11 protein-coding genes and 1 pseudogene are annotated in these 13,248 nt (G+C 70.3%); 4 read left to right on the top strand and 8 right to left on the bottom strand.

The window, feature by feature from the left end; genetic code table 11:
- Nucleotides 1-32: 32 nt before the first annotated feature.
- Together ADK65_RS07450 and ADK65_RS39870 are read right to left on the bottom strand one after the other, a co-directional pair.
- On the bottom strand, nucleotides 33-842 hold the full coding sequence (locus tag ADK65_RS07450; RefSeq protein ID WP_063787996.1) for a hypothetical protein: 810 nt from the start codon (nucleotides 840-842) through the stop codon (nucleotides 33-35).
- A 190-nt stretch (nucleotides 843-1,032) separates the two neighbouring features.
- A pseudogene (locus ADK65_RS39870) lies at nucleotides 1,033-1,143 on the bottom strand (dihydrofolate reductase); the annotation flags it as partial.
- Nucleotides 1,144-1,354: 211 nt separating this feature from the next.
- On the opposite strand from ADK65_RS39870, the gene ADK65_RS07445 reads away from it, so the two are divergent.
- Nucleotides 1,355-1,525 (top strand): hypothetical protein, encoded by a 171-nt coding sequence (locus tag ADK65_RS07445; RefSeq protein ID WP_031106884.1) that lies wholly within the window; start codon nucleotides 1,355-1,357, stop codon nucleotides 1,523-1,525.
- Nucleotides 1,526-1,874: 349 nt separating this feature from the next.
- The gene (locus ADK65_RS07440) at nucleotides 1,875-2,591 is read left to right on the top strand and encodes an MOSC domain-containing protein (protein ID WP_053669001.1); all 717 of its coding nucleotides are present in this window, start codon (nucleotides 1,875-1,877) and stop codon (nucleotides 2,589-2,591) included.
- 120 nt (nucleotides 2,592-2,711) lie between these two features.
- Here ADK65_RS07440 and ADK65_RS07435 read toward each other — a convergent pair whose 3' ends face one another.
- Nucleotides 2,712-3,854 carry an aromatic ring-hydroxylating oxygenase subunit alpha gene (locus ADK65_RS07435; protein ID WP_053669000.1) on the bottom strand — a complete coding sequence of 381 codons (1,143 nt, stop codon included), beginning with the start codon at nucleotides 3,852-3,854 and terminating at the stop codon, nucleotides 2,712-2,714.
- A 193-nt stretch (nucleotides 3,855-4,047) separates the two neighbouring features.
- On the opposite strand from ADK65_RS07435, the gene purU reads away from it, so the two are divergent.
- On the top strand, nucleotides 4,048-4,920 hold the full coding sequence (purU, locus tag ADK65_RS07430) for a formyltetrahydrofolate deformylase (RefSeq protein WP_053668999.1): 873 nt from the start codon (nucleotides 4,048-4,050) through the stop codon (nucleotides 4,918-4,920).
- A gap of 54 nt (nucleotides 4,921-4,974) precedes the next feature.
- Nucleotides 4,975-5,766 (top strand): IclR family transcriptional regulator, encoded by a 792-nt coding sequence (locus ADK65_RS07425; protein ID WP_199825582.1) that lies wholly within the window; start codon nucleotides 4,975-4,977, stop codon nucleotides 5,764-5,766.
- A 123-nt stretch (nucleotides 5,767-5,889) separates the two neighbouring features.
- On the opposite strand, the gene ADK65_RS07420 is transcribed toward ADK65_RS07425, so the two are convergent.
- Genes ADK65_RS07420 through ADK65_RS07400 form a run of 5 tightly spaced genes read right to left on the bottom strand, consistent with a single transcriptional unit; the run spans nucleotide 5,890 to nucleotide 13,140 of the window.
- Nucleotides 5,890-6,495 (bottom strand): sarcosine oxidase subunit gamma, encoded by a 606-nt coding sequence (locus ADK65_RS07420; RefSeq protein WP_053668997.1) that lies wholly within the window; start codon nucleotides 6,493-6,495, stop codon nucleotides 5,890-5,892.
- Complete coding sequence (locus tag ADK65_RS07415; RefSeq protein ID WP_053668996.1) at nucleotides 6,488-9,742, bottom strand: sarcosine oxidase subunit delta family protein; 3,255 nt, start codon at nucleotides 9,740-9,742, stop codon at nucleotides 6,488-6,490. The genes ADK65_RS07420 and ADK65_RS07415 overlap by 8 nt, the downstream gene beginning before the upstream one ends.
- 28 nt (nucleotides 9,743-9,770) lie before the next feature.
- Nucleotides 9,771-11,003 carry a sarcosine oxidase subunit beta family protein gene (locus tag ADK65_RS07410; protein WP_053668995.1) on the bottom strand — a complete coding sequence of 411 codons (1,233 nt, stop codon included), beginning with the start codon at nucleotides 11,001-11,003 and terminating at the stop codon, nucleotides 9,771-9,773.
- Nucleotides 11,000-12,283: a serine hydroxymethyltransferase gene (glyA, locus tag ADK65_RS07405; RefSeq protein WP_053668994.1), complete on the bottom strand. Its 1,284-nt coding sequence runs from the start codon at nucleotides 12,281-12,283 to the stop codon at nucleotides 11,000-11,002. The genes ADK65_RS07410 and glyA overlap by 4 nt, the downstream gene beginning before the upstream one ends.
- A complete protein-coding gene (locus ADK65_RS07400) occupies nucleotides 12,280-13,140 on the bottom strand; it encodes a bifunctional methylenetetrahydrofolate dehydrogenase/methenyltetrahydrofolate cyclohydrolase (protein WP_053668993.1) in 861 nt (286 codons plus the stop codon). Before ADK65_RS07400 ends, glyA begins: the two co-directional genes overlap by 4 nt.
- Between the last annotated feature and the right edge of the window lie 108 nt (nucleotides 13,141-13,248).

The following is a 13,248-nucleotide window of genomic DNA, read 5'->3' as shown; positions in this document are numbered from 1 at the left end:
CGGGGCCGGCTCAGGTGTCCGCACTGTCCGGCTCAGCCGTTCAGGATGCCGCCGACCTCGGTGACGGGTACGGTGTCGGCGCCACGCGGAACCCTCACGCGGACCGGCTCACCGAAGTCCGAGAGGATCATGGTCAGCGTCGACCGCGCACCGGACATGTTCACACTCATGCGGGTTCGCACCAGCCGCCCTTGGCCGTCGACCCACGCGTCGGCGAAGACCGGGAGGTCGCTGCCCAGGGTGTCGCGGGCCTGCTTCATCTTCGTGCGCACGCCGGGGGCCATGCGCAGGGTGACGGTCCGGTGGTCGAGGATGCCCCGGTAGTGCACGACGCGCACCCCGTGGAAGTTCTCCTCACCCTCCCGGGAGACTTCGCGCATCGCGGCGATTTGCTGCAGGACGTGCTCAGGGTCGTTGAGCGGGGACCGCAGCAGATAGTGGGCCTCCGCCCGGTCCCGGGGCACGACCCCCCAGGCGCCCTCGCCGATTCCCCGGGCGCCGCTGATGTAGATCTTGTCGTCCGCGAAGACCTGATCGCTGTGGTCGATGGCGCCACCGGGCAGGTCGACCGCCAGGTGGCCCTTGTCCGCGGCGAAGTCGAAGCCGCCGGTGATGGTGAGGCCGTACACCTGCCCCCCACCCTCCAATGCGACCTCCTGGCGCAACCGTGCGCTGTCCTCGCGCAGAGCCGCCACGGCCGCTCGCACGGCAGAGCGGGGATCGGAGCGCGATACGGAGGGTGACGCGGCCGCGGGCTCGTCACGGTTTCCGGTGTCAGCCGCGGAGCAGCCAGCGCACAGCAGTGCGGCGGCAGCGGCGAGGACGGTGGGACGGCGGCGCATGGAATTCTCCGAGGTTTTTGGGCGAGCACTCGGCCACTGCGGCACCGCTTCGCACCGAGATCTTACGGAGTCACGTACAACGGTGGGAATCAAAACCGGGCGCGCAGTGCTCGGCTGGTGGGCGGGAAGGTGTCCGGATCCCTCGTTTCCACGCCGACGATCGACGAGGGCCTGGCCGCGCGGCGCCCTGATAAGTGTCGTGGCCGGGCGTACCGCTCGGCCGGTAGACGCCGACGATGGTGCCGCCCTTCGTCGTCGAGACGCTGACCGGCTCCAGCGCGGTGGGGATCGCGCCGCGTGCTCGTACCAACCGGCGATGGCCGCGCCGACCTCCTCGTCGGTCACCGGCTTCTGCCAGCCGCCGTGCTCGAAGCCGACGACCGCGGAGACCGTGAGGTGAACGTCGGTGACGAAACTGGGTTCAGTTCCCGCAAAACCGGTGAAGAAACCAGGCAGATCAGCTGTGTGTGCTTCGAATTGCCGGGCAAGAGGTGCGACGGAGGTTGATAACTATGGTTCCCCTGCTTCTCGTCCTGCTTCTTGCTCTGATCCTCTTCGGTGCGGGATTCGCGCTGAAGGCACTGTGGTGGATTGCTGTCATCGTGCTGGTCGTCTGGCTGCTCGGCTTCGTACTGCGCAGTGCGGACACAGGCGGCCGCAAGGGCCGCTGGTATCGGTGGTAACGCATTCAGCATGAGGACATGCCTGTGGGCCCCGGGAACACCGGGGCCCACAGGCATGTCCTGGTGCGCCGCCCTCCTGGCCTTGCTACGAAGACCCCACGGAATAGCGCTCCATCCATCGACCGGCAGGCCGTCTACGGCGCCGCATCCACCCCGTCCTCGGCACCGTCGTGCGCTCCTTCGACCAACTGCGACAGCGTCTGTCCTGCGTAGAGCTGCTCGGCTCGGTCGCCCTCCTGTGACGCCCCGCGGAATGACAGGCGTACTCGATCGGCTTGCGCCTGGCCGCGGGAGCCAATTGAGTGTTCAGGACATGTCGAGCCGGCCATCGGCCGGGAAGGGGGCGGGGATGCGACTGGGCGTCATCGAGCGGATCTGGCGATACCCGATCAAGTCCATGGGAGGAGAACGGCTGGAGTCGGCCGCCGTGGACGAGCGGGGTCTGCTGGGTGACCGGCTGTATGCGGTGCGGGACGCTGAGGGCAGGTTCGGCTCGGGCAAGAACACCCGCCGGTTCCGCAGGATGCCGGGCCTGCTGCGGCTGCGATCCCGCTACCCGGAGGCGGAGCCCCTGGCCGAGCCCGAGCTGCTCGACCCGGACGGCGTGCCGGTGGCCGACGCCACCGCCTACTTGCGCCGCTACCTGCAGCGCCACGACGTCGAGGTGGCCCGGGAGGGGTCCGTATCGCACTTCGACCAGCTTGCGCTGAGCGTGCTGAGCACCGCCACCCTCGACTGGATGCGCACCGCGCTTGCGGGCCTTGCGGTCGACGAACGCCGGTTCCGGCCCAACCTCCTCATCCGTACACCGCCGGGCACGCCCGCGTTCGTGGAGGACCAGTGGCTCGGCTCCGAGGTCCGCATCGGCACGTCGGTGGGCGTCGCGTTCGTACGCTCGAGCGAGCGCTGCGTCATGGTCAATGAGTCGCAACAGGATCTGCCGTACTCGCCACTCGTGCTGAAGACCATCGCCCAGGCGCACGCCATGCGTCTGGATGCACTGGGCACCGTGACCGATCCGGGCACCATCGGCGTCGGGGACCCGGTGACCGTGCTCCGTCCCTGAGCGCAGCGGCCATCGCGCGCATCTCCGAAGACGCGCGGCACGAGCGACATCAGCGAAGCCGTCGCGACGACCGGCATCCGCTCCCGCCGGCCCTCTCGGCGGGTGCCCTGCCGTCATCGGCTAGTGGTCCGCCAGGTTCACGCGGGTGCCGAGGCGGTCCTGGACCCAGTCGTGGAACTCTCCGATGTGGTGTTCGCTGGGCACCAGGACGCCGCCCTTGGCGTAGAGGCGGGAGCTCATGGCCGGCTGGCAGCGTTCGCAGGCGTCGAAGTCCTGCCGGTTGACGCGGTCGAACAGCTCCACGGACCGGCTGACGTCCCGGCCGCTGTCCACCACGCCCTTGAGGTACAGCCAGTCGCACTCCACGATCGTGCGGTCGACCGCGACGGGGAACATCCGGTGGAAGATCACGTGGTCGGGGACGAGGTTGATGAACACCTGTGGGCGCACCGTGATCGCGTAGTACCGGCGGTCCTGGTCCTCGGTGACGCCCGGGATGCGGTCCAGGCCCTCCGAGCCGTCCACGGTGAAGCCCTGGATGTCCGCGCCGAACTCCGCGCCGTGTCCCACGTAGAACTGCGCTGCGTACCCGTCGGCGAACTCCGGCAGCACCTCGGTCAGCTCCGGGTGGATGGTCGCGCAGTGGTAGCACTCCATGAAGTTCTCGATGATGAGCTTCCAGTTGGCGTTGACGTCGTAGGTGATCCGCCGGCCGACCTCCAGGCTCTCGACGTCGTACCGCTCGATGGACTCGACGTCGCCCAGGCGCGCGACCACGTCGGCGATCACGGACTGCTCGAACGGCGGCGGGTTCTCGGCCAGGCACACCCACACGTAGCCGAGCCACTCGTGCACCGCCACGCTCGCCAGGCCGTACTCGGTGCGGCCGATGTCGGGCATCTTGGTCAGGTTCGGGGCGGCGACGAGTTTGCCGTTCAGGTCGTACGTCCAGGCGTGGTACGGGCATTGGAAGGCCCGCTTCACCTCGCCGGACTCCTGCGTGCACAGCTTGGCGCCCCGGTGCCGGCACACGTTGAAGAAGGCCTTGACGGAGCCGTCCCGTGAGCGGGTCAGCAGGACGCTCTCCCGCCCCACGTCCACGGTCCGGAACGCACCCGGCTTCGCCAGCTCCGACGCGCGCGCCGCGCAGAACCACATGGACTCGAAGATGTGCTCCTGCTCGAGGCGGAAGATCTCCGGGTCCGTGTAGTGGTCGCCGGGAAGGGTGGCGATCAGGCTGTCCGGCAGGCCGGTCGTGGTCATGGTTCACCTCGGAGTGAAGCGCCCCGGTCGGGCGAGTGGTTGCCTCATGCGCAACGAGCTTCTTGCTACGCAACTCACAGTGCAGTTCGCCCGGAACACTGTCAAGACCTTGACCACGGGGCTGCGCAGCCGGGACCATGTTGCGTATCAATCCCGCTGTTGCGCGATACGCACTTCCCTCAGGGAGGGCTCAGTGTCTGTTGGACCCACTGCCGGTCGCGAGTTCGTCCTCACCCTGTCGTGCCCGGACCGCTCGGGCCTCGTCCACGCCGTCACCGGCTTCCTCGTCCGGCACTCCGGGAACATCCAGGAGAGCCAGCAGTTCGACGACCGGCTCAAGGACCGCTTCTTCATGCGGGTGCACTTCGACGTCACGGACCCGGGCATGTCGCTGGAGGACCTGAGGTCCGGCTTCGCCCCGGTGGCGGAGGCGTACCGGATCTCCTGGCAGCTGTACGAGGCGTCGACCCCCACGCGCACACTGATCATGGTGTCGAAGTTCGGGCACTGCCTGAACGACCTGCTCTTCCGCTGCCGTACGGGCGCGCTGAACATCGAGGTGCCGGCGATCGTCTCCAACCACCGGGACTTCGAGCCGCTCGCCGAGAGCTACGGGATCCCGTTCCACCACGTGCCGGTGACCAAGGAGACGAAGCCCGAGGCGGAGGCGCGGCTGCTGGAGCTCGTCGAGGAGCTGGACATCGACCTGGTGGTCCTCGCCCGTTACATGCAGATCCTGTCGAACGACCTGTGCAAGCAGCTGGAAGGCCGGGCCATCAACATCCACCACTCCTTCCTGCCGAGCTTCAAGGGCGCCCGCCCCTACGTCCAGGCGCACGAGCGCGGCGTCAAGCTCGTCGGGGCGACGGCCCACTACGTCACCCCGGACCTCGATGAGGGACCCATCATCGAGCAGGACGTCGTCCGCGTGAGCCACTCACAGGGACCGGACAGCCTGGTCGCCCTGGGACGCGACGTGGAAGCGCAGGTCCTGGCGCGGGCGGTGGAGTGGCACAGCCAGAGCCGCGTCATGGTCAACGACAACCGCACGGTCGTCTTCCGTTGAGGAGCACAGCCGCCGGCCCTCACTCCTGTTGACCGATTCACCTAGGGTTTCGCCATGAGCAACTACGGTGCCGAGTCCGCAGGCGCTCCGAGTGGCGGAGTGCAGTCCGTTGACCGTGCTGTCGCCGTGCTGGAGATCCTCGCCCAGCACGGCGAGGCGGGCGTGAGTGAAGTGGCAGCGGCGATCGATGTCCACAAGTCGACCGCCTTCCGCCTGCTCGGCGCGCTGGAAGCGCACGGGATGGTCGAGCAGGAGAGCGAGCGGGGTAAGTACCGCCTCGGCTTCGGAGTCGTGCGCCTGGCCGGCGCGGTGACGGGCCGTATCGCCGTCACGCGGTACGGGCGGAGCATCTGCGAGCGGCTCGTCGACGACGTGGGCGAGACGCTGAACATCGCCGTGCTCGAGTCCTGCCACGCGATCAATCTCTACCAGGTGCGCAGCACCTCGGCCATCGCCGCACAGAACTGGGTGGGACGGCAAACACCGCTGCACTGCACGTCGAGCGGCAAGATCCTCCTCGCCCACCTCGACCGCGAGGACCGCGACGAGCTCCTCGCCGAGACCGGCCTGCCTCGTCTGACACCACGCACGGTGACCTCGAGGAAGAAGCTCGAGGCGGACCTGGCCGAGGCCCGCGAGCAGGGCTACGCCATCACGGTGGAGGAATACGAGGAGGGTCTCAACGCCGTGTCCGCGCCCGTACGTTCGGATGAAGGCCAGGTCGTGGCCGCCCTCAGCGCGTCGGGGCCGGCGTTCCGGATGACCGAGCAACGGATGCACGAGCTGGCGCGGTTGCTCGTCGCGGGAGCGGACGAGCTCAGCCGCCGTCTCGGCCACACGGGCTGAGGCCCGGCCCTGCAGACGAAGGCCCGGCAGGTCGTCGGCCAGACGGGTCTCGCACCCAGGGCGGCGGCCCGGGAACCGGTTCCGGATACCGGTTCCCGGGCCGCCGCTCTCGTGGTGCCGGTGTCAGCCCGTCCACTCCACGGCGGCGTCCAGCAGCCAGTCCGTCAGGTAGCCGGCGAAGGAGGAGCGGACCAGTACCCAGAACCCGGCCCTCGGGTCGTCGCGGGCCACCAGGACGACCTGGGTGCGGCCCAGGGTCGTCTGGGCGCAGCGGCCCGGGCCGAAGACACGCGGGTGCAGGTCGAGCGAGCAGCCGTGGGCCAGCAGGTCGCGGGCGCGGGGACCGGCGACGAGGAGCGTGGTGCGCTGTGCCGAGACGTCGACGACGGACACGGGCCCGTCCCCGGCGGCCTGACGGATCCGGTCCTCCAGTCCGCGTCGGCCGCCCGGCGGTCCGACCACGAGATACTCGTCGGGGCCCAGCCACAGCGTCGTCAGCTCCCCTGCGCGGACGACGGTGCCGGGCTCGACGGGAAGGTGCAGGCCCAGCGCCAGTGCCACGGCGTCCGCCGCCGCTCCCTTCGGATCGAGGCGGACGTCGATCTGGGTCAGGAAGGGGAGCTCCGCGAGACGAACGGCGCCCCCGGAGGTGCGGGTCGCGTCGGCCAGCCGGTCCGCGGCGTGCGCCAGGGGGCTGCGGAGCGGGGCGGTAAGGGCGGTGTCAGCCATCACGGCGGGCTCCCTCGGGGTCGTAGAGGACGGGGCTCGCGACGGTCACCGGGACCAGCCGGTCACCGACGGGGGCGTAGAGACGCTCACCGATGCGCTCGCGTCCGCCCTTGACCAGCGCGAGGGCGAAGGTCCGGCCGAGGGCCGCGCTGCGGTAGCTGGAGGTGACGTGGCCGAGCATCGGGACGGGCGGCGCGGGCAGCACGCTGTCGGCGACCAGGTGGGTGCCCTCGGGGAGGAATGTGCCCGGGTCTTCCGGGAGCAGGCCCACCAGGTGCTTGCGGTCGGGGCGGGCGGTGTCGGCACGGGCGAAGGAGCGCTTGCCGATGAAGTCGGGCTTCTTCTTCGACACCGCCCAGCTCATGCCGAGATCGTGCGGTGTCACCGTGCCGTCGGTGTCCTGGCCGACGATCGGGTATCCCTTCTCCGCGCGCAGGACGTGCATGGTCTCCGTGCCGTACGGGGTGATGCCGTACGGGGCGCCCGCCTGGTACAGCGTCTCCCACAGGGCGAGGGCCTCCCACGGCGACACGTTGATCTCGTAGGCGAGTTCGCCGGAGAAGCTGATCCGGCACACCCGTGCCTCGATGCCCGCGACGGTCGTGTCCCGCCACGCCATGAACGGGAAGTCATCGTTGGCCACGGCGAGTTGCGGCGCTAGGGAGCCGAGCACCTCGCGGGACCTCGGTCCGACCAGCGCGACGGTGGCCCACTGCTCGGTCACCGAAGTGCAGTGGACCTGCAGCTCGGGCCACTCGGTCTGGAGCCACTCCTCCATCCAGTCCAGCACGGCGGCGGCGTTGCCCGTGGTGGTGGTGACCAGGTAGCGGTCCCGGCCGAGGCGGATGACGGTGCCGTCGTCGAAGACCATCCCGTCCGGGCGGCACATCACCCCGTAACGGATCATGCCTGTCTTCAGGGTGCTCATCATGTTGGTGTAGAGCAGGTCGAGGAAGACGGCGGCGTCCGGCCCCTGGACGTCGATCTTGCCGAGGGTGGAGGCGTCCATGAAGGCGACGCCTTCGCGGGCCGCGGCGCATTCGCGCAGCACGGCCGTCTCCATGTCCTCGCCGTCCTGCGGGTAGTACCAGGGCCGCTTCCACTGGCCGACGTTCTCGAAGAGAGCGCCGTGCGCGACGTGCCACTCGTGCAGGACGGTCGTGCGGACCGGGTCGCTGAGCACGCCGCGGTCGCGGCCGGCGAGGGCGGCGAAGGAGACCGGGGTGTACGGGGGCCGGAACGTGGTCGTGCCGAGGGCGGAGATGTCCACGCCGAGCAGTTCGGCGACGACGCCACTGGCCAGGACGCCGGAGGTCTTGCCCTGGTCGTTGGCGGTGCCGGCCGTGGTGTAGCGCTTGGTGTGTTCGACCGAGCGCATTCCGGCGCCGGTGGCCCGGGCCAGATCGTCGACGGTGACGTCCCGCTGGAGGTCGACGAACCGTGGGGCGCCTTCCCTGCCGGGCACGGTGAAGACCTGCATGGGCGGTGTCTGCGGCTGTGCCGCCACCTCCGGCAGGCGGGGCGTCTCGGCCGTGTAGCCCTCGGCCTCGATCGCGCGGGCTCCTGCGGCCGCCCCTTGGGGGAGGACGCGGGCCAGGTCCATGACCCCGTTCGCGGCGCCCGCCACCTCGACGGCCTGACGGCAGGTGTCGGGGACGAAGCTGCCGAGCTCCTCGTCGTGGCGGAGCCTGCCGCCCGCCTGGCTGAACAGGTGCGCGACCGGGTTCCAGCCGCCGGAGACGAGGAGCAGGTCGGCGGCGAACTCCCGTCGCCCTGTCGTCTCCCCGTACGGGGAGACCGTGACGGCGGTGAGACGGCGAGCGCCTTCGGTGGCCGTGACGGCGTGGCCCGTCAGCACCTCGATGCCGGCCCGGCGGGTGCGCTCGGCCCATTCCCCCGGCTCGGGGCGGGTGTCGACCACGGCCAAGACGGCGACACCTGCCGCGGCGAGGTCCATCGCCACCGCGTAGGCGCTGTCGTTGGTGGTGAAGACGACCGCGTGACGGCCGGGCAGGACGCCGTGACGGTTGACGTAGGCGCGGGCCGAGGCTGACAGCATCACGCCGGGCCGGTCGTTGTCCGCGAAGGCCAACGAGCGTTCGTGGGCGCCGGTGGCCAGGACGACGCGGTGGGCCCGGATGCGGTGGACCCGCTCCCGGGAGACCTTCTCGGGAGCCGCGGCGCCGAGGTGGTTGGTACGGCGCTCGACGGCGAGCAGGTGGTTGTCGTCGTAGTAGCCGAAGACCGTGGTGCGGCGCAGGACCCGCACGTCGGGGGCGCCGTCGAGCAGGGCGGTCGTCTCGGCCACCCAGTCGAGATGCTCGCCGGTGCCGAGGAGGCTGCCACCGGGCTCCGGCTGGTCGTCGGCGAGGATGACACGGGCACCCGAGCGTGCTGCGGCCGCCGCCGCGGCGAGGCCGGCCGGGCCCGCGCCGACGACCAGGAGGTCGCAGTGGGTGTGCACGGCGTCGTAGCGGGCCGGGTCCGGGTCGGTGGCGAGGCGGCCCTGGCCGGGGAGGCTGGTCGCCATGAGGCCGTCGTAGAGCTCGACGGTGGTGGCCGGGAGCATGGGCTCGGGGAAGGGTTCCTCGATCTGGACGACCGCGTTGGGTTCTTCGACGCCGGCCGAGAAGATGCCGCGGGGGCGGCCCAGCTTGATGCCGGTGCCGGTCTGGATGACGCCGTTGGCGAGGAGTGCGGAGGCGAGGGTGTCGCCTTCGCAGCCCTGGTATTCGGTGCCGTCGAAGGTGAAGGTGAGGGGCTTGTCGCGGTGGATGCGGCCTCGGCTGGGGTGGCGGAAGGGCTGGTTGTTCTCCCCCACCCCGCCCCTTCCCGAAACCAGGGGCTCGGCCCCCGGACCCCGCTGGGGGCTTTGCCCCCAGACCCCCGTATCGGCCTGAACGGCCTCGTCCTCAAACGCCGGACGGGCTGGTGGTGCCGGCGTCGGCTGGGAGGTGACCGAACGCGCCTCAACCGTGTCCGGGCGCTCCTCCCCCGCCCGGTACACGGTGAGGATCTCGTTCGTCGACGTGTCCCGCACGGCGTTGAACCAGCGGCGGCAGCCCGCGGCGTGGCTCCAGCGCTCGGCGAAGGGGCCCCTGGGGTTGTCGCGGAAGAAGAGGTAGCGGGCCCACTCCTCGTCGGTGAGGGATGCCGGGACCTCCGGGTACGGCACATGGGCCTGGCCGCCGTAGTGGAACTCGGCCTCGTCGCGAGGTCCGCACCACGGGCAGGGGATCAGCAGCATGGATCGGCTCCCAACACTTCCAGTGGTCCTAGTGGGCCACCGCGGCCGCGCCGTGCTCGTCGACGAGCGCGCCGGTGGTGAAACGGTCGAGCGAGAAGGGGGCGTTCAGCGGATGCGGTGTGTCGTGGGCGATGGTGTGGGCGTAGACCCAGCCGACACCGGGGGTGGCTTTGAAACCGCCTGTTCCCCAGCCGCAGTTGAGGTAGAGGTTGTCCACCGGGCTGAGGCCGATGATCGGTGAGGCGTCGGGGCTGACGTCGACGATGCCGCCCCAGGTGCGCAGGACGTGGGCGCGGGCGAAGACCGGGAAGAGCTCCAGGGCCGCCGCCATCTGCTCCTCGATGATGTGGAAGGCGCCGCGCTGGGTGTAGGAGTTGTAGGCGTCGATGCCCGCCCCCATCACCAGCTCGCCCTTGTGCGCCTGGCTGACGTAGACGTGGACTGCGTTGGACATGACGACGGTCGGGTGGACCGGTTCGAGCAGCTCCGACACGAGCGCCTGCAGGGGGTGGCTCTGGACGGGGAGTTCGATGCCCGCCATGGCCGCCAGGACCGAGGTGTGGCCCGCCGAGCAGAGCGCCACCTTGCCCGCGGCGATCGCGCCCCGGGTGGTCTGCACTCCGACCACCCGGTTGCCGGCCACGTCGAGGCCGGTGACCTCGCAGTTCTGGATGATGTCGATGCCGGCGGCGTCGGCGGAGCGGGCCAGGCCCCAGGCGACGTGGTCGTGCTTGGCGATGCCCGCACGGGGCTGGTAGGTGGCGCCGAGGACCGGATAGCGCACGTCCGGGGAGATGTTGACGATCGGGCAGACGTCCTTGACGCCGTCCGCGTCGAGCCACTCGGCGTCCACGCCGTTGAGCCGGTTGGCCTCGACGCGGCGCACGCTGTCGCGGACGTCCTGGAGGCTGTGGGCGAGGTTCAGTACGCCGCGCTGGGAGAAGAGGATCGGGTAGTCGAGCTCGTCCGCCAGGCCTTCCCACAACTTGAGGGCGTGCTCGTAGATGCCGGCGCTCTCGTCCCAGAGGTAGTTGGAGCGGATGATCGTGGTGTTGCGGGCCATGTTGCCGCCCGCCAGCCAGCCCTTCTCCAGCACCGCGACGTTGGTGATGCCGTGGTTCTTCGCCAGGTAGTGGGCGGTGGCCAGGCCGTGTCCGCCGCCCCCCACGATGACGACGTCGTACGAGCGCTTCGGCTCGGGGTTGCGCCACAGCCAGTCGGGGTGTTCCGGGAGCTCGGCGCCGGGGGTGCGGGGGCTCATCGGGCGTCTCCGTTGTCGGACAGGTGCGGGTAGAGCGGGTGCTTGGCGGCCAGGGCTTCGGTGCGGGCACGCAGGGCCGGTACGTCCGGGTCCGGCTGGAGGGCGAGGGCGATGAGGTCCGCGACCTCGGCGAAGTCCTCCCCGGTGAAGCCGCGGGTGGCCAGGGCCGGGGTGCCGATGCGCAGGCCCGAGGTGACCATGGGCGGGCGCGGGTCGAAGGGCACGGCGTTGCGGTTGACGGTGATGCCGATCTCGTGGAGCAGGTCCTCGGCCTGGCGGCCGTCCAGCTCGGAGTCCCGCAGGTCGACCAGGACGAGGTGGACGTCCGTGCCGCCGGTGAGCACCTTCACCCCGGCCGCCGCCGTGTCCGCCTGGGTGAGACGCTCGGCGAGGATGCGCGAGCCGGCGAGCGTCCGGGCCTGGCGTTCGGCGAACTCCGGTGTCGCGGCGACCTTGAACGACACCGCCTTCGCGGCGATGACATGCTCCAGGGGGCCGCCCTGCATGCCGGGGAAGACAGCCGAGTTGATTTTCTTGGCGAGGTCGGCCTCGTTGGTGAGGATGACGCCGCCGCGCGGGCCGCCGAGCGTTTTGTGCGTCGTCGTGGTCGTGACGTGGGCGTGCGGTACGGGGCTCGGGTGCAGTCCCGCCGCCACCAGTCCGGCGAAGTGCGCCATGTCGACCATCAGCAGGGCGCCCACCTCGTCGGCGATTCTGCGGAAGGCCGCGAAGTCCAGCTGCCTGGGGTACGCCGACCAGCCCGCGATGATCATTTTGGGGCGGTGTTCCTTGGCGAGCCGCTCGACCTCGTCCATGTCGACGAGGTTGTCCGCCTCTGAGACGTGGTACGGCACGACGTTGAGCATCTTGCCGCTGTAGTTGATGCGCATGCCGTGCGTGAGGTGCCCGCCGTGCGCGAGGTCGAGGCCGAGGACGGTGTCGCCGGGCCGGAGCAGAGCGAAGAAGACGGCGGTGTTCGCCTGGGCGCCCGAGTGCGGCTGGACGTTGGCGAAGCCCGCGCCGAAGAGGGACTTGACGCGCTCGATGGCCAGCCGCTCGGTCACGTCGACGTGTTCGCAGCCGCCGTAGTAGCGGCGGCCAGGGTATCCCTCGGCGTACTTGTTGGTCGCGACCGAACCCTGGGCCTCCATCACGGCGGAGGGCGCGAAGTTCTCGGAGGCGATCATCTCCAGGGTGGACTGCTGGCGGTGCAACTCGGCGCGGAGCGCGGCATGGACCTCGGGGTCCAGCTCCGCCAGGGGGATGTTCAGCGCGTTCATACGGCGTTCGCGTTCCTCTCGGCGGCCTCGACGACATTGGCGAGCAACATGGCGCGGGTCATGGGGCCCACGCCCCCGGGCATCGGCGCCAGCCATCCGGCGACCTCGGCGGCGTCCGGGTGGATGTCTCCGACCAGGCCCTGGTCGGTGCGGGTGATGCCGACGTCCAGGACGGCCGCGCCGGGGCGCAGCATGTCCTTGGTGATCAGTCCGGGCGAGCCGGCGGCCGCGACGACGATGTCCGCCTCGCGTACGTGCCAGGCCAGGCCTTTGGTTCCGGTGTGGCAGAGGGTGACGGTGGCGTTCTCGGAGCGGCGGGTGAGCAGGAGCCCAATCGGCCGTCCGACCGTGATGCCCCGCCCGATCACACATACCCGAGCTCCGGCGAGCGGTACGTCGTGCCGGCGGAGCAGTTCGACGATGCCGCGCGGGGTGCACGGCAGTGGTGCTTCGACACCGAGGACGAGCCGGCCGAGGTTCACGGAATGCAGTCCGTCGGCGTCCTTGGCCGGGTCCATGCGCTCCAGTACGGCGCCCGCGTCCAGGTGGCGGGGCAGCGGGAGCTGGACGATGTAGCCGGTGCAGGCGTGGTCGGCGTTGAGCTCGTCGATCGTCTCCTCGACCTGCTGCTGAGAGGCGTCGGCGGGCAGCTCCCGACGGATGGAGGCGATGCCGATCTGAGCGCAGTCCCGGTGCTTGCCACCGACGTAGGCGTGGCTGCCTGGGTCGTCACCGACCAGAACGGTGCCGAGGCCGGGCGCCCGGCCGGTGACGGCGGTCAACTTGGCCACGTGCTCTGCGAGTTCACGACGGATGGTGGCAGCAGTGGACTTGCCGTCGAGGAGTTGTGCGGTCACCTGGGGAGCTCCTTCCAAGGAGGCTGAGCCTGAACGCCCTCAAGGGGCGCGGGGCTGTGTCAATCAGCGGCTCTGCCGCGGGGCGGGACAAGCCACAACGCACCCGCA

This window comes from Streptomyces sp. NRRL B-1140 (assembly GCF_001280065.1).
Lineage (GTDB): Bacteria > Actinomycetota > Actinomycetes > Streptomycetales > Streptomycetaceae > Streptomyces.
This window is presented reverse-complemented; position numbering and strand designations above follow the sequence as displayed.